General features: G+C 38.9%; 19 protein-coding genes. 1 reads left to right on the plus strand and 18 read right to left on the minus strand.

The genetic code is table 11. The features are described from left to right. From UF75_RS19480 to UF75_RS19520, 9 genes are all read right to left on the minus strand, one after another. Window positions 1–434 (minus strand): hypothetical protein (locus UF75_RS19480; protein ID WP_045576233.1); only part of this gene is annotated, 434 nt, incomplete at its 3' end. 123 nt (window positions 435–557) lie between these two features. After that, window positions 558–1553 (minus strand): M23 family metallopeptidase, encoded by a 996-nt coding sequence (locus UF75_RS19485; RefSeq protein ID WP_045576234.1) that lies wholly within the window; start codon window positions 1551–1553, stop codon window positions 558–560. 193 nt (window positions 1554–1746) lie between these two features. Further along, window positions 1747–2496 (minus strand): DUF4367 domain-containing protein, encoded by a 750-nt coding sequence (locus UF75_RS19490; RefSeq protein WP_045576235.1) that lies wholly within the window; start codon window positions 2494–2496, stop codon window positions 1747–1749. Further along, complete coding sequence (locus UF75_RS19495) at window positions 2489–3049, minus strand: RNA polymerase sigma factor (RefSeq protein WP_045576236.1); 561 nt, start codon at window positions 3047–3049, stop codon at window positions 2489–2491. The genes UF75_RS19490 and UF75_RS19495 overlap by 8 nt, the downstream gene beginning before the upstream one ends. Then, window positions 3018–3410, minus strand: a complete 393-nt coding sequence (locus tag UF75_RS19500; RefSeq protein ID WP_207642490.1) for a BsuPI-related putative proteinase inhibitor — start codon at window positions 3408–3410, stop codon at window positions 3018–3020. Before UF75_RS19500 ends, UF75_RS19495 begins: the two co-directional genes overlap by 32 nt. A gap of 102 nt (window positions 3411–3512) precedes the next feature. Continuing rightward, window positions 3513–4121, minus strand: coding sequence for a hypothetical protein (locus UF75_RS19505; protein WP_242860349.1), 609 nt, complete (start codon window positions 4119–4121; stop codon window positions 3513–3515). Between the two features lie 164 nt (window positions 4122–4285). After that, on the minus strand, window positions 4286–4888 hold the full coding sequence (locus UF75_RS19510; protein WP_045576239.1) for a bZIP transcription factor: 603 nt from the start codon (window positions 4886–4888) through the stop codon (window positions 4286–4288). 235 nt (window positions 4889–5123) lie between these two features. Beyond that, window positions 5124–5336: a hypothetical protein gene (locus tag UF75_RS29305; RefSeq protein WP_045576240.1), complete on the minus strand. Its 213-nt coding sequence runs from the start codon at window positions 5334–5336 to the stop codon at window positions 5124–5126. 87 nt (window positions 5337–5423) lie between these two features. Next, the gene (locus UF75_RS19520) at window positions 5424–7418 is read right to left on the minus strand and encodes a hypothetical protein (RefSeq protein WP_045576241.1); all 1995 of its coding nucleotides are present in this window, start codon (window positions 7416–7418) and stop codon (window positions 5424–5426) included. A 130-nt stretch (window positions 7419–7548) separates the two neighbouring features. Between UF75_RS19520 and UF75_RS19525 the strand changes: the two genes are divergently transcribed. Then, on the plus strand, window positions 7549–7755 hold the full coding sequence (locus tag UF75_RS19525; protein ID WP_156146523.1) for a hypothetical protein: 207 nt from the start codon (window positions 7549–7551) through the stop codon (window positions 7753–7755). A 175-nt stretch (window positions 7756–7930) separates the two neighbouring features. Here UF75_RS19525 and UF75_RS19530 read toward each other — a convergent pair whose 3' ends face one another. The 9 genes from UF75_RS19530 to UF75_RS19565 form a co-directional block, all read right to left on the minus strand. Beyond that, on the minus strand, window positions 7931–8638 hold the full coding sequence (locus UF75_RS19530) for a hypothetical protein (protein WP_045576243.1): 708 nt from the start codon (window positions 8636–8638) through the stop codon (window positions 7931–7933). A 350-nt stretch (window positions 8639–8988) separates the two neighbouring features. Continuing rightward, the gene (locus UF75_RS19535; protein WP_045576244.1) at window positions 8989–9801 is read right to left on the minus strand and encodes a permease prefix domain 1-containing protein; all 813 of its coding nucleotides are present in this window, start codon (window positions 9799–9801) and stop codon (window positions 8989–8991) included. After that, entirely contained in the window at window positions 9788–10132 is a 345-nt protein-coding gene (locus UF75_RS19540) for a helix-turn-helix transcriptional regulator (protein WP_045576245.1), read from the minus strand. Before UF75_RS19540 ends, UF75_RS19535 begins: the two co-directional genes overlap by 14 nt. 59 nt (window positions 10133–10191) lie before the next feature. Then, on the minus strand, window positions 10192–10590 hold the full coding sequence (locus UF75_RS19545) for a hypothetical protein (protein WP_045576246.1): 399 nt from the start codon (window positions 10588–10590) through the stop codon (window positions 10192–10194). A gap of 63 nt (window positions 10591–10653) precedes the next feature. Then, entirely contained in the window at window positions 10654–12651 is a 1998-nt protein-coding gene (locus UF75_RS19550) for a M56 family metallopeptidase (protein WP_045576247.1), read from the minus strand. Between the two features lie 20 nt (window positions 12652–12671). Beyond that, window positions 12672–13040: a BlaI/MecI/CopY family transcriptional regulator gene (locus tag UF75_RS19555; protein WP_045576248.1), complete on the minus strand. Its 369-nt coding sequence runs from the start codon at window positions 13038–13040 to the stop codon at window positions 12672–12674. 290 nt (window positions 13041–13330) lie between these two features. Continuing rightward, complete coding sequence (locus tag UF75_RS30370; RefSeq protein ID WP_242860350.1) at window positions 13331–13996, minus strand: FtsW/RodA/SpoVE family cell cycle protein; 666 nt, start codon at window positions 13994–13996, stop codon at window positions 13331–13333. 28 nt (window positions 13997–14024) lie between these two features. Next, window positions 14025–14723 (minus strand): permease prefix domain 1-containing protein, encoded by a 699-nt coding sequence (locus UF75_RS30375; RefSeq protein WP_242860351.1) that lies wholly within the window; start codon window positions 14721–14723, stop codon window positions 14025–14027. Further along, the gene (locus UF75_RS19565; protein WP_045576249.1) at window positions 14710–15054 is read right to left on the minus strand and encodes a helix-turn-helix transcriptional regulator; all 345 of its coding nucleotides are present in this window, start codon (window positions 15052–15054) and stop codon (window positions 14710–14712) included. The genes UF75_RS30375 and UF75_RS19565 overlap by 14 nt, the downstream gene beginning before the upstream one ends. Between the last annotated feature and the right edge of the window lie 49 nt (window positions 15055–15103).

Genomic DNA, 15103 nt, shown 5'->3' on the forward strand with positions numbered 1-15103 from the left:
TTTTTTAAGTCAATACGTAACGCTCTATCAAGTCCTTCAAGAAGCAGGTCACCAGTTGTTAACTTTTTAAGCCAAATAATTTGGTCCATTCCTATAAAAGAACCATCATAAATTAAACGAGGTTCTTTATCTTCTTGAATGGTTATGTAGTATATTCGAGAGGTAAGATTATCCTGGTGTGTAGGTGAACGGTCATCTATTATTATCAACATAGATTTATCATCTATCCATCGAATACTCTGAAGTCTAAAATTCTCTGCAGCTGGAAAAGATAACTTTTCCATATCATATCCGTTTAGGGAAATATCAGATATTTTTATTTCTGTCTTGTTATTTTCCTCAAATGTGGGGTTTTTAACCTGTTTCGCATTTTTCGAACATCCACTAACAAGAAGTGAAACAATGATCATCATTAAAAGAACTATCTTTTTCATATGATTTAAGTTCCTTTCTTTGGTTAGAGAAGTAAGACAGCAGTAGGGGGTATCTTCTAGTGCTGTCTTACTTCAAGAACAAATATTGAATATATCTTTTAAATCAGAAAATAAATATTTTTGTTAAATGTGCCAAGTCATAAAGCCATATGGGATTCTACATTCTAGTGTATCATCCTTACCTGTAGGTATCTTAGTACCGGAATCATATGCCTGAAAATGTACGTGTCCCATTTGTGTAGACTGTGTACCCAATTGGGTTGATGTGTACACAGGGTCATTTTGACTTAAAGCGGTATTGTTTACATGCATGTACGTAATTGATTCAACCAAGTAACTATCATAGACTTGAACATAACCGTCAAGAGGTCCTCCAGTAACAGCAGTTAAGACTGTACCTGGGGTAGCATTGTAAACATTTGCCCCATAATTATATTTTACGTCTACTCCTTCATGAGTTCCACCTGGAATCCCATCATAGGCACCATCTGGGTCTACAGAGGTACCATCCCATTCACCGTAAAGATAATAAGAATATGTTCCGTACGCAGGATCTGATGATAAATTAAAGATATGCTTTGTATATTGTTTAGAAGCACTTACATACCAGGCTATATCGCTAGATGTAATAGATACAGCCGGGTTAAAATAGTTAACTGCCCCGCCACCATCAGGAATATTTGGATAATTGTTATAACCATAAGGAGGAGTTGCCGTCAAAGTGCTTGCAGCAAGCATAGAATTAATTGTGCTTTTATCTTTATTTGCTATCTCATCAAACGTATGTCCTGCTCGACGAAGACCTTCTAATTGCTGCTCTGAAAGATTTAAGCTATTAAATTTTTCTTTTAAACGCTCGGGTATTTTATTTGTGCCATCATCTACAGGGGCCTTACCAAAGACTGAGGTATCAACAATTTTGCCATTTTTAAGAGTATCACGAATAGTATCTAAGGTAATATTTGACATTTCCTTTTCCGACAAACCATAAACTTTTAGAATTTTTCTTTGGTTATTTGTTAATTGATTTGCAATATTAGATTTACTTGCGAAAACTGTACTACTCGAAAACCCCATAATTAAAACTAAGGAAGTTACCAATGCTATTATTTTTTTCATACTCTTTCTCCTCACTTATTTTCACCAATTAATGATCTGAGATTATGCTAGTTATGGAAATGGAAGCAAGAACTTGTAAAATTGGTGTGGGTACTTTTTTGGCATAGTTTTTCACCTCCCTTCATTTATCCCTTCATACAAATAAACGAAAGAAGGCGGCTTTTTGTGACACTTTTTTTGGAAAGATTTTCATTTATTTTCGGCTTATACTTTCAGCCATTTTAATCATCTCTGCTTTATCTACTTCTCCTATAAGGGAAAACAGAAATTCTTCCTTCCAGACAATACTGACAAGTCCTTGTTTCTCGGCTAAAAGTGCATCGCTGTTGTGTATTGAAATATTTTGTACAGTGGCACCTTCCGTATCTACTCTTAAGTCTGTATCGCTACTTCGATACTGGGTGAATCGAATGGTTTGGCCTTGCTCATTTGAATAATAAATAGCATTTAACATATCACGTTCTTCTGTTTTTACAACTTTAAAACCATGGGGAATGTAGTTGGGAACATATCCACTCCAGTTCGGTGGGATTTGCTCGGTAGCCTGTTTCGTTTGACCGTTATTTTCGTGTGTCGTTTGAATGCTGGTATATTGATTATGAATATTCAGAATGATATTTAATGCTTTCACTCTTAAAGCTTGAACACTAGCCACAACTATAGTAAAACTCCCTAACAAGACCAGCAAAAAGATCGCTGCTTTTGGCAGGAACCTGACGGTCCTTTTTATTATTTTGTTAAATGTTTCTTTTCTGTCATGCCTGGCAATCAGTCTCTTCATTCTCCGGTCAAATTCGGGCGGAAGGGCAAAATCGGAAGCAGAATCATCCTCAATCGGATTCTCAGCGATTATGTTTTCGACATGACAGGCAGCGGCATATTCGAAGAGTGCTTCCAGCATTTTTTCCTTTGCTTGCACCTTCGCTGATTCGTGTTCACTCATGATTTGTCGCCTCCTGTTCCTGAGATAATAATTTGATCAGACTCTTTCTGGCCCGGTGAAGCCGTGTTCGGATGTTTTCGGGTGTAATATTTAAAATCCGGGATATTTCCTCATCTTCATAGTGATAAAAAAATTTAAGCGAAAGAATATCGGCATAAGACGGATGTAATTCCTTAATTTTTTCTGCCACTCTGGTAAAAGTTTCACTATTCATTAGAATTTCTTCAACGCTTGGTCCCGATTCGGATAAATCTTCTTCAATCTCTTCGATAGAAACGCTGTATTGCTTTTTCCTCAGTCGATAGATATCAATGGAAACGTTTCTAACAATAATAACGAATAAAACCCTTATTTTGTTACAGTCAGTTCCAATAATTTTTTCAAGATTATTGGAAATATTGATAAAAGCTTCCTGAACAGCGTCCTGAGCCAGATGTTCATCATTTAAAATCCTATATGCTACCTTATACATCCTAGAAGCATGTTCTTCATACAAAGCTTCAAGTCTGCTGCGGTTTTCTTTATTTTGTGTCGCAGCAAAAATAATCAGCATACACTTTTCTCCTCTTGCCATTTACTTTACATTTAGCGGTTGCGAATATCATTGTCATTTTAACTTCAATATCTTTTGCCGCCTTTAATTCACCCAGGTCAAAGGTTCCTATGTCCTTAAGTTTGGCCGGAATTTTCACGGTAATGGTGTATTTCCCTGGTAGAACTCTGTTGCCTTCATTATCCTTGTAGTCCCAGATTTCCGAAAATGAAAGCCTTTCATATTTTCTTAACTTAGCATCCACAATGACAGTTAAAAAGCCTTTATCATGGGACCACCTGTACACTTTTTCTCCATTTTGGTTCGTAATCAAAAGTGCTACACCCTGAGAATTGCTTTCGCCATTGTCTACATTCTCCACCGGACGAAGGGGAACAGTGAAGCTCATTCTCCCTCCCAACCTTTTAGGCTCTAAATTTCCACCTCAAAGGGAACGTGAGCCCTTTAACACCGACCGCTCTTCCTACTGCACTGTATCAACAAATGAAACTTCATTAAACACGCTTCCATATCTTCGCAAATCATTCAAATCGCTCTGTAGTTTACCATTATCGTCATATAGCTCAACAAATTCAACATTAGATAAAGATCTTGAATAGATAATAAAGCCCTTTTCCACTTTATCGGTATATACCTCACTATTTTTAAATCTCACCATGATGTTCTGTATATTAACTGGTTTCTTTTTATCGGGTTCAATCAGCCAAGTTGAATCGTTAAAGGTACCAAATAATATTTTGCTTCCGTCATATTCAATAACATTGACAATAAAACACATACTGATTGGTGTCGCTCCTTGAGCTTTCTTAATAATTCTCTTGTTATCATCTAGTAAAAACAAATTCGTGATATGATACCCATCGCCAGTGTACTTTTCAGTTAATACTAAAGTGCTATCCTTATAAGCCTTTTGGGCAAAAATCTGAGTCTTGCCTTTATTAGACGGTTCATGCTTTTTATAATACGACTCTACGATGTCTCCAATACTATTACTTGTAGGTGTTGAACACCCAATCATGCTAAATATCAGTATGGCAATAACTATGGTATATAAATTTAGCTTCTTGCACACCAGAATTCACCTCTTAGAGTATTACTAAACCCCATTTTACGCCAGGACGGCGCGACGAATGTGCATCTTGAAAATAGCGGTCTGAGTATTGCCGACGCATTCCCACCACATGCATCTTAACCAAGCGTCGGAAGCGCTGTAATGTTGCGTACTCCGTTCTTCATCTACTCTATTTCAGGATACTTTAAATCTTTCTCCATTACCCAAATGGTCAACCCACCTGGACAAGATAGTCGAACCCAACCATCTTTCTTCTCTTCTATCCGTCCTCGCTGTTCGTTATCTGCTTGAACTGGTTTAGTCACTGAAATCTTTTCAAACTCAAATACTTCGTAAATCTTCGTACCCTCGCCAAGCGTGACATCGCTTTGTGCCAGTTTCACATTATCTACTGTCAGTGCAACTGTATCTTTTTCTGGAATCCAACCTTTCATATTTGTCGGACTATCATATACTGGTACGCTAACATATAACCATAGTTCCAGGTTCTCAGAAGTGGCTGCATTAAAAACCGTTACCACAGAGTTTTGTTCAATTGGCCGAAATATTATTGCATCGTCCAGTGGCAGAGCACGAATTTGCGAAGGCTTAGGAACAAACCTCTTAGAAGAAGGATAATCCATGTTATTCAACGATAACCGTTGCTCAAATGAAGCAACTTCGGCCTTTAATCTTAACATTTCATTTTCAAATGAGGCAACCCTGTCTTTAAGCGTATGATTCTCAGCTTCGAGTTGGTTAATCTTAGCTTCAGTTTCACTTGTCACGCTAGAAGCAGTCGTACAACCGCTAGAGAATACTAGGTTGCACTAAACCGCCACGCCCTAAAAGTTATGTACCAGTTATGGCGACATAAGAAGGCACAATCAAAATTTGTCCTTCATACATAAAGGGCCTCATCCCCCTGCAAAATTTCATAGGACTTGTTAAGGCTTTTCTTGAGTAGTTGACATTCTTTTAAGCATGCACTATTCAAGAGGAATCGCCGTAATATTTCCTTTTCTATACGGCAGGAGACTTTGTGTCATAGGCATAAAGTGTTTTCCCATCTGAGCATATCCTCCATACCCCGCCAAAACCATCAGCAAGTATAGTTGTTTCACGTGTTTTTAAATCCACACGTATAATGCGGTTTTCTCCATCGAAATAGGCTGCAACGTACAGGAAATCGCCAAAACCTGTAATGCGGTCGACGAAGAAGTTTTCCTGACCCATGTCTGGTAAAGGTATTTCCTCTGGAACATCACCGTTTAAATCTATTGACCGTAAGTCCTTTTCCGCATGCGAGGTATAATAGACTTATTACCTCGGGAACAGGCTGGCCGACAGCTTCCCCAACCCTTTACATACCCAGACATCTCCAGAATCCGGCCTTGAGAAATATGCCTGGTATTTTTCAGTTGAACCATCATTTAGCGTCACAACAATTTTTACTCTTGCCTCTTTTGCATCAGGGTATACCGCCCTATGCGGGTCACTCATAGCCCATAGTTCAATTTCTCCAACCTCAATTTTGAAGGATTGTGTGCGGATTTTATTCAGCAGAGCCGCTGTTTTCACAGCATAATCGTCTTTGTCTTCCTTTCTATTGATTTCATCCTCTGCTTCGCCTGCTTTTATTTCATTTTCAATATATCGGGTACAAGCCCTGTAAACATCATTTCGTTCTTTGCTTTCCGGCCAAGTGGAAAATCCGGTAACATACCAATTGTCTTCTTTTTTCACCAGCTCATGAGGTCCTCTGTAATATCCTCCGTTCAGGATAACAGATGCCCTGCTGCAGGTATCATTCAGTTTAAATGTCATAGTAACATTCTTTCCTATCTCCTGCTTTATGGACTTCCAGTATTTTGTGTTTTCCGCTTCAAGCAAAATGTTTTCAAGGGCTTCCTGGGGTATCGGGTCATATGTATTGATAAAAATCTGCTTTATTTCTTCAATATTCGGGGTGTCTGATCCGTATATGTTAAGAACGCGAAACATGGTATCCCTGATATCACTGTTTTTATATTCCTTGCCATATCCCTCTGAGATAAACTTAAAGTTTACAGTGTCGATAATACAGCTTTCACCGTCTTTAAAAACAGCAAAATGCAGAATATTTTCTCCCGGTGTAACAATGTATAAGGGAGACGGCACCTGGGTAATCGTCTCCTTCCCGTCCGGTTCTATGCGCACAAGAAGGTACCTCACACCAAGGTCGTTAGTCTCAAACGTTGTATAAATTATATCTCCGGTGGTTTTAAGATAAGAAGCCTTAAATATCTTCCATACACTGTGAATACTGCCTTCACTATACAGGATTCTATTCTCACCTGTATTTGCATCATGGTCTGCCAGTGTAAAACGGGTACCACCTCCAGGGTTGTCACTGTCGTATGAAACCAGTATCCTTCCTTCATTGATATCATGGATAATAACTTCACCATCAAACAGTAGTTTCTCCGCTGATTCCCCACAATAAAGCCCCTTGGCTGTACCAACCCGCTCACCCTTGCTGGTTAGAATCTTGCTGCTGGCCTTACCTCTGTAAACAATATCACCATCCTTGAATCTACCCCTCACCTTTACCATTTCTTTCGAAAGCGTATCATAAGCATAATAGTTTGCTGTAGTATCCAGATGAATATATAATGTACGATTATCAGATCCCCAGTTTGTATTGTATATATCGGTTTCATAGTGCATAGGCACTTCCGATATACTTCCTGCAGCAAGATCCAGAATTTTTACCGACTTATGGGAAACAAGAGATAAAAGTTTACCGTCTTCCGACCATGCATGGTTTATTACAAATTCCGTTTTCCCTATGTTTACTGCCTTATTTTCACTCAGGTCAACCAGATATAAATCAATTAACTGTCTGGGCATTCCTATTAGAACAAGCTCATTCTTAGCTGACATACTCTCATTTCTGATTTTATAGGCTACAAAATATTTAGGATCCTTAGAAACTGTCAGCGGGATCATTCGTTCCTTCCGGTAAAAATCCGAACCCATAAAGGTTTTTTCCAGGGAATTAAGCTTTATGGCCTCCTCACTTATGAAGGGTTTATATCTGGTTATTGCGGATTTACTTTCGAGTGCATTAAAGATCATTTCGTTCTTACTTATATTAAATTTTTGGAGGAGGTCTCTTTCATTCTCAGCTTTATCAGATTCTGAAGATGTCACTCTTATAACAGTAACCGCTGCTGCAATTACAATCATTATAACTACCCTGAAAACAGGTCTATTACTGAAATCTATAATCAACCTGCCCATGTGTTTTATAAAATTTCCCTTACCCTTCAGCATCTTCTTTCAACTTCTTTCTTCAAGATTTTTGCCTTTGGCATTGTTTAACCCTCTATCCCATTTCCAATATTATCTTAATAAGCTATATTTCTACATTGCTGTCTTACAACCTTCTTTAGTTTGTGTTCAAGTGGACCAAAAAGAACCATGTGAATTAGTAAAACCCTCTCCAACTAATCAGAGAGGGTTTTATTTTTCAGGTTTTAGACTTCCGTCTCTTCCAATAAATAAAATTCCGATAATGCAGACAACTAGTCCCGAGATTGCCGGTTTAATGATGGAAGATGAAATTGCATCAAGAGGTGGAAATCCCGGATTATTCTTTGCGCTTGGCTAGCAATTCACAAATCTGTTCATCAATTGGGGCCAACGATTCACAATAATTTTCAACGTCACCAGGTTTAATATCCTAATACCTTGCCCATCCTGCCTAACATTTTCTTCCCCCCGTAGTTCCTCTTATGGTCCAGTCACGATAAATTGATTATGTGTTGTCCGGCCTTGCAGATTCTTCACGAAACTCTACTTCTGTGCCGAAGTAACAACATCACAATAATCACTAATCCTGAAATAATCAACAAACCCATTAGAATTCTAGAGAAAATAGCATTGTTGTATATGTTATTAACATTGCCGGACCGGATGTTTAAAGGCAAGTTTGCCGAAACATTTGTTGGAATGACAGGCACGCTGTTTTCTAAAATAAACCGTTCAAAATCCTCTTTGGTATTTGTCTGAGGGTTAGTAATATTGAATTCAGCCAAAATTCTCTTTCCGTTTAAGGGTTCGTCAGCTTTCGGTGAATACCCGATCTTTTCAATTGTTACCACTCCTTGTGGAGATAGTGGAACATATGAGTCCCCATCTTTTCTCAAGAAAAGAACTACAGTACTACCCCATTCGTCTAGTCTATAATCATTTGCCGAACTGACCGTTTTGTTTTTCGCACCAGGAGTCACAACGTAAAAATCCTTTGTCTCGTTATCTCCCTTGAGATAATAAAACACTTCTACCCGCCAGTATGTTACCCAGCCTGAAATACCATCTGCTACTCCCTGTGACTCTTCAACTGGCCCAACAATCTTTCCCAGTAAAATGACATCGGAATTTTGGACCAGGTCGGATGTATTGAATTTGGCCCACGATGCAACAGTGGTAGGTATTCCAATCAATACAAGCAGCACAAGCGTAAGCACTAGAATAATAACTTTGGACTTCATAGATCGCCGCCTCCTTAATAAGGCATGCCGTAAGATTATTTTTACAGGATGTCACACAACCCTGATATATTTAAGGGTATGGGGCAACCCTCTGGCACATATCTCCACACCAGTTCGGATGATTTTCCCCGGCGGGGTAAGGCAAATTGCAAATTGCCTTGCGTCTAGATACGATACCGTATGCCGACAACTAATTCAATCTAGCATTCCACATGTTTCCTTGGATTCCTGCCATAATAGCATCCATAAGTGTAAAAAAGCCAGAGCGATTATGGCAATTATTTTCTTATCCCCCTCATCCTTATTGTCGATTGGACGAAAGTGCTATTTATTGGTTCAGATGAAATGTCCTAGAATTCCTTTGTATGGAGAGGACTAGGATTTTTTGACCATATGAAAGCCGCCATCAGTAGTTGAGGAACCAAGCACACAATAAAAATGATTGCTAAGGCTTTAGGGACATTCTCAAACCCGCCATAGCTGCCATTCACTCCGTGGTTGTACATATAACAATTAATTTGGGTGCCTACCACTAATAGAAAAAGTCCAGCAAAGCTCGTTACAGTCGACACTAGACCAATTTTAACACTTTTACTGATTTGATATAAGACAAGGAAGCTAATGACATTGACAGCAACCAAAAGTAGAACAAACCTAATACGAGGGGATACTTCGGATAAGTAAATAGCTGTCAGGATAAACCCTTGACACCAAATTATGGCTTTACTTATATTCCTTGGAGCAAAAATAGCTGCAAGTGAAGATATGATCACAAACACTCCGACTAGGTAAATTAGTTCTCCTAGCATTGGGATATATATCCCAAGCACTATTTGGTTTCCCACCCCAATAATTCGTAATAGATTGTAACCCATATCCGCTGTCCCTAAAATACCTATAACTAAAAGTATTCCTATACCCATGCCAATAAGCCTAGGTCTATGAGCACGGTCAAGCTGCTCCCCGACAACAATAGGGTCGCCCATCTCCGCAATTGCCTTGTCTGTTGCCTCTTCTTCATTAAGTCCATCACTAATGAAGGCGTCCTTTTGATCGATTATGTGGTTTTTAATTTCCTCTAAAACAGGAGATTGCACCTTTTTCCAACGTATCTGTTGGCGCACAGCTTCCAAATACTCGGTAATTTTGCTAGGCTGTTGCAAAACTTGCACCTCCTAAAACACCATTTACCGCAGCGGTATATGCTTTCCATTCTTCTTTTTTCTCCTTCAACTGCTTGCGACCATTCTTTGTTATACTATAGTATTTCCGCACCCTCGCATTATCAGCGGTCTCTTCATAAGAAGTGAGCATATTCTTTTGCTCTAAGGTGTGGAGCAGTGGATATAATGTTCCTGCTTTTAACTCAAAAGCATTGTTTGATTTTTTTCTAAGTTCTTCAATCATCTGGTAGCCGTACATATTCGTTTCGTCAAGTAGCTTTAAGATAAGCATGGTGGTGCTTCCGGTTAAAAGGCTTTTATCGATTGCCATATTCGTGCCTCCATATATAGATAATCTATATACTATAATATATAGATTATCTATATATGTCAATACCAAAAAATTGCCTCTTTGTTTATATAACTAATATCGACTCCTACGTAATACTGCAAAGTCTTCCCACGGAAATCCCCGTAATAAATGTAGTCCGCTCTCTTAGTGTGTGATGCTTCGTCAGCCTTAAACTCTATCCGCAATTCTGGCTTAAAAACGCTGACTGGTAATTTCATGGCTTCTTCAATATCTAAGCCGAAATTTGTATTACTAATCAACTCTACAGGGTTGGAAGTATAATTAGCGTCTCCCCTAGCCCAAATGAGTTTGGTTGTTCCATTGGTGATTTCTAGTTTAGGATAATGAGAACTATACCCAGCTTGTTCAGCGGTTAAGTCATTACTTGAGTTTGAAGAGGTCGATGATTGAGGGAGCCCCATTGAAAAACTAATCAAGAGATTAGGTTATTCACTTTGAATATCCTAATCTCTTGATTGAAGCTGAAGTGATGCCTCCTGTTACAGCTTTGAATAAGCTTGCAAAATTGATGTCACCACTTTCTCAACTTCAGATTCCTGCACCGTCGTATAAAGCATACATTCCAAACTATTCTCGGGGATTGTAAACTTAGCAGCTGGCAAATTCTGATTGTCGTTTTTACGCCGCAGTTTAACTTCAGTTCCGTCAATTTGTTTCGTATCAAAATCAGAGTCTGGCGTTAACACTGGAGTCGGTTCTCCGAACGGGTGGTCTCCTTTACCTATCTCTACATTTAAAATTGATGCTCCTGCAGTATAGGACAATCTAAAGACTTCTGACTTTTCGTCCCCTTCGATATCTATGCTGGAGGATGCGACTTCGAATTTCTGCCCCTGCGGAATAACGATATCTCCCGGTTGAAGTGTTTTAAAACTTAACCCCTCAGAAGCCGTAGGACCCGTTTTATCAATAAAAAAGTTGGTAGGAGGGCTATTCACTGGAACGACTATACTTTCGCAGATTTTCTTCAACTCATCAAGCGAAATACCTCCGTCGTGTCGACTGCCTGCTGTGTACTCAATACCATTTTTTATGAATTGAATATAATCAACAGATTCACTCACATATAGTGTTGCCGGTACATCACCAATTTGGATTTGAGTTTTTGGTGCTTGAGCCGCATCAGCAAAATACAAAGGATACATCCCTTCTGGGCTTGTTGTCTCGTGGATCCTAAATTTAAATCCATCGCCGTTGCCATAACTAGCTAAGTAACGACTAACATTATTGCCTGGAGGGGTAATTTCCTTATATGCTGTCGAATCTGTAAGCTGATACCCTGCGGTGTAAGTTGGGAGTAAGGGGGTAAAAGAGAGGTACTTGTGGTAGTCAAAACTTCCATCCGTTACAATAGATAATTGATTAGACTGGGCCGTTTGTTTCGAAGTGCTAGCTCCAGCTGCAGGAGTAGCGTTTGATATTGAGTTAGTAAAACCTACCAAGCCTAAACTAATGAATATAACGACCGCAGTACATGTCCATTTCAAAGTGGGTTTCTGAAATAACTTGATCATTTTGATTCTCCTCTTAATTTGATGATTGTTTTTGTTTCCAAAGAAACCGGTTGTTCCTGGGAGCCATGGAACTTGAGCAGGGGTTACTAAATTGATGATGGATAAGCCATAGCTTTGATACTCTTCCGGCTTTAAAAAACTTAAGGTATCGGCATCACAAGCTAACTCGCAGTCTTCACGCATTTTCGCAAAAGAGTACCAAATTAAGGGGTTAAACCAATGGACTATTTGTGCGGCAACGGCCAGCCAATTAATAAGTATATCGTTCCTTTTATAATGAGTTAGTTCATGGATAAAAATATGTCTGATATTTTCTTCATTAAGCCGCTTGACCAGGGGTTTAGGAAGAAGAAGTTTGGGACTTAATATTCCGTAAAGACAAGGTGCATCTATACGATCCGTAATTATTATTGGAAGGTTTTTTCTGATACCCAGTTTGCTGGTACATTCTTGCATGAGGTTGGACATTCTTGCGTCTGTTATAAAAGGTTCTCGTCTTACTTTTGAATTAAATCTGAGGTTTGCAGCTATTGTCAGACTAGCTAGAACTAAAACCCCGACTAACCATAGAATTGCTAATATCCAGCTATTAAACAAATTCTTAGCAATAGATCCTTCCGCTTTGGTATTGCTTTGTTTGTTGATAATAGATTGATCATTCGTTAACTGGATTTCTTTTCCGGATATATCGATTTGAGTATCGTTATCTGTCATCCTAATATTCGCTTGATTGACCATCGGAATTGGTACCGAATTATTGGGTAATAAGCTGTAAATGCTCCACGGACTTTGAATATCGTAAGGTATTAGTAATCGAATGATCAGCAGCATCCAGATCGCATATTGCCACTTGGCATCCAGTTTATTTCGCAGTGCATAGTTTACCAGCAAAATTAGGACCGCCAAAATACTAGCCATAATAGACGTTTTAATAACCCAATTGAAGACTAACTCTATTTCCAATAAAATCACCCCCGTTCGGATTATTTATCTTCTAAGAGTTTCTTAAGCTCTTCTATTTCTTCTGCCGAAAGCTCTTTGTTTTCGATAAAGTTTTTAACTAGAAGATTAAGAGAACCGTTATAAACACGACCTAAGAATGACCTTGCTTCTTCTTTGGCACATTCGTTTTCAGAAACTAAAGGATAATATGAATATCCTCGGCTTCCAACGTCATAAGATACGGCATTTTTAGTAACCAATCGACTAAGCAATGTTTTAATTGTTTTTGGTTTCCAGTCAGTTGTCCCCTTCAACTCATTAACGACATCGCTGGAACCGAGAGGAGACTCATTCCATAATACTTTCATTACCAACCATTCAGCATCGGTTATTTGCGGGATGTTTTGCATTTTTTCCACCTGCCTACATTTGTAATCCTACTAACAATTATAGCTTACATCTGTAGGCGTTTATTGTCAAGTATTTTTTCGAAAAATGCCAGCAGTTGAGTAGATCAAAATGAATACTATGCTGACAAAACAAAATCCCAGGCCGTTAAAGCCCAGGACTGATTTACATATTCCTCTTAGAATCAACGGGTTGCCTCCACAACGTGCTATAAATTACCATAGAAATGCAACAAACTGTTCCCACGTGCATAAATATATAAGTACGACTTTAACTGAACTATAAATACTGCTCATTTAATAAAGTGATCTTTTAGATTAATAATAATCTGTCCATTATCGTATTGAATAAAGTGGCTTGAATTTGCTACCCCAACCCCAGCTTTATCCTTCACCAAATCCCCTGTTCGGAATACTGAAAGCAAAAACCCTATAAGGCACATATTTGTAACAAGGGCTCGCCCTCCGTAAGAGATTATCGGTAACGATAACGGAAAGAGGAGCAGAAAACCTAAATTTGAAGCAATATACACGATACACTGTACTGCAAATGTTGATATAATCGCGAGTGAAACCAAAAATCCAAGTACGCTTTTTTGCTTCTTACAAAGAAGAATAACACGCATAGTAAAAGCTGAGAATATCGCAATTATTCCGATTAGCACAATCCATCCAAATCTGTAAATCAAGTATGTCAAAAGAAAATCGGTATTGGCTGCGGGCAAAAGCTTTATTGCCGAATACTCTCCATAACCGCTTATCGGCAAACCCTGACCGATAAACTGCGAATGGGACAAAAGCCGTTGTATCATTGACCCAATATATCCAGACCCTGTCGGGTCAAGCGATGGATTGAATATTATTTGCATTCTCCTCAGAACATACCCGTTGCCCATCTTCATGATAAACGGTGTAGACAAAACAGCGGCAGTCGAGATATACATAATAAGTATTGCCAATAGTTTTCTTACGTTAAACCAGCCCTTTTCAACCGCCGCCGTCAAAATAATAAGGCAGGAAGTACAAATCAAAAAAGAGCACCGTTACAGTAGGTACGAGTATCGATAAGTATGCAGGAATAATAAAAGCTGCCACACAAAGGATAAGTCCACCATACCCTTTATTTCTCATGCTGTAAACCACTCCAGCAAAAGCGGTAGGAAACAGCAACAGCGGATAAATCGCATTTATCGAGCTACCTTTTACTTTCTCTCCGAACAAATAAGCTATCGTTATTGCACAGAGCGCAAAAAAGACAACCTTAGAGTACTTCCCAATGATTGTGAAGTCTAAGAAATATGCAGCAACCATCACAAGGACTGAAATACCTGCCCATACAATCTGTTTTTGAAACATCTCTGCTCCATTATTAAGGTGATCAGGTCCAATCAATAATTGAATAGCAAGCCCCAAAAGAAGCATAGTGGCTGTCATTACAAGCAGCGGCCAATCGGGTCTAGGTCTATGAGCATGGTTAAGTTGCTCCCCTACAACGATAGGATCACCCATCTCAGCAATTGCCTTATCGGTTGCCGCTTCTTCATTAATTCCCTCACTTATAAATGCGTTCTTTTGATCCGTTATATGGTTATTAATCTCCTCTAAAACAGGAGACTGCGCCTTTTTCCAACGTATCTGTTGGCGCACAGCTTCCAAATACTCGGTAATTTTGCTAGGCTGTTGCAAAACTTGCACCTCCTAAAACACCATTTACCGCAGCGGTATATGCTTTCCATTCTTCTTTTTTCTCTTTCAAATGCTTGCGGCCGAATTTTGTTATACTATAGTATTTCCGTACCCTTGCATTATCAGCGGTCTCTTCATAAGAAGTGAGCATATTCTTTTGCTCTAAGGTGTGGAGCAATGGATATAATGTTCCTGCTTTTAACTCAAAAGTATTGTTTGATTTTTTTCTGAGTTCTTCAATCATCTGGTAGCCGTACATATTCGTTTCGTCAAGTAGCTTTAAGATAAGCATGGTGGCGCTTCCGGTTAAAAGGCTTTTATCAATTGCCATCTTCTTCCCTCCATATGTAGGTGATCTATATACTATAATATATAGATTA

This window comes from Desulfosporosinus sp. I2 (assembly GCF_000960765.1).
Taxonomy (GTDB): Bacteria; Bacillota; Desulfitobacteriia; order Desulfitobacteriales; family Desulfitobacteriaceae; genus Desulfosporosinus.

What these genes read in the sequence shown, in the direction of transcription:
- UF75_RS19485 (WP_045576234.1), bottom strand. Translation starts at nt 1,553, where the DNA reads ATGAAAAAAATAATAGCATTGGTAACTTCCTTAGTTTTAATTATGGGG.
- UF75_RS19490 (WP_045576235.1), bottom strand. Translation starts at nt 2,496, where the DNA reads ATGAGTGAACACGAATCAGCGAAGGTGCAAGCAAAGGAAAAAATGCTG.
- UF75_RS19495 (WP_045576236.1), bottom strand. Translation starts at nt 3,049, where the DNA reads ATGCTGATTATTTTTGCTGCGACACAAAATAAAGAAAACCGCAGCAGA.
- UF75_RS29305 (WP_045576240.1), bottom strand. Translation starts at nt 5,336, where the DNA reads ATGGGTCAGGAAAACTTCTTCGTCGACCGCATTACAGGTTTTGGCGAT.
- UF75_RS19520 (WP_045576241.1), bottom strand. Translation starts at nt 7,418, where the DNA reads ATGCTGAAGGGTAAGGGAAATTTTATAAAACACATGGGCAGGTTGATT.
- UF75_RS19530 (WP_045576243.1), bottom strand. Translation starts at nt 8,638, where the DNA reads ATGAAGTCCAAAGTTATTATTCTAGTGCTTACGCTTGTGCTGCTTGTA.
- UF75_RS19540 (WP_045576245.1), bottom strand. Translation starts at nt 10,132, where the DNA reads ATGGCAATCGATAAAAGCCTTTTAACCGGAAGCACCACCATGCTTATC.
- UF75_RS19555 (WP_045576248.1), bottom strand. Translation starts at nt 13,040, where the DNA reads ATGCAAAACATCCCGCAAATAACCGATGCTGAATGGTTGGTAATGAAA.
- UF75_RS19565 (WP_045576249.1), bottom strand. Translation starts at nt 15,054, where the DNA reads ATGGCAATTGATAAAAGCCTTTTAACCGGAAGCGCCACCATGCTTATC.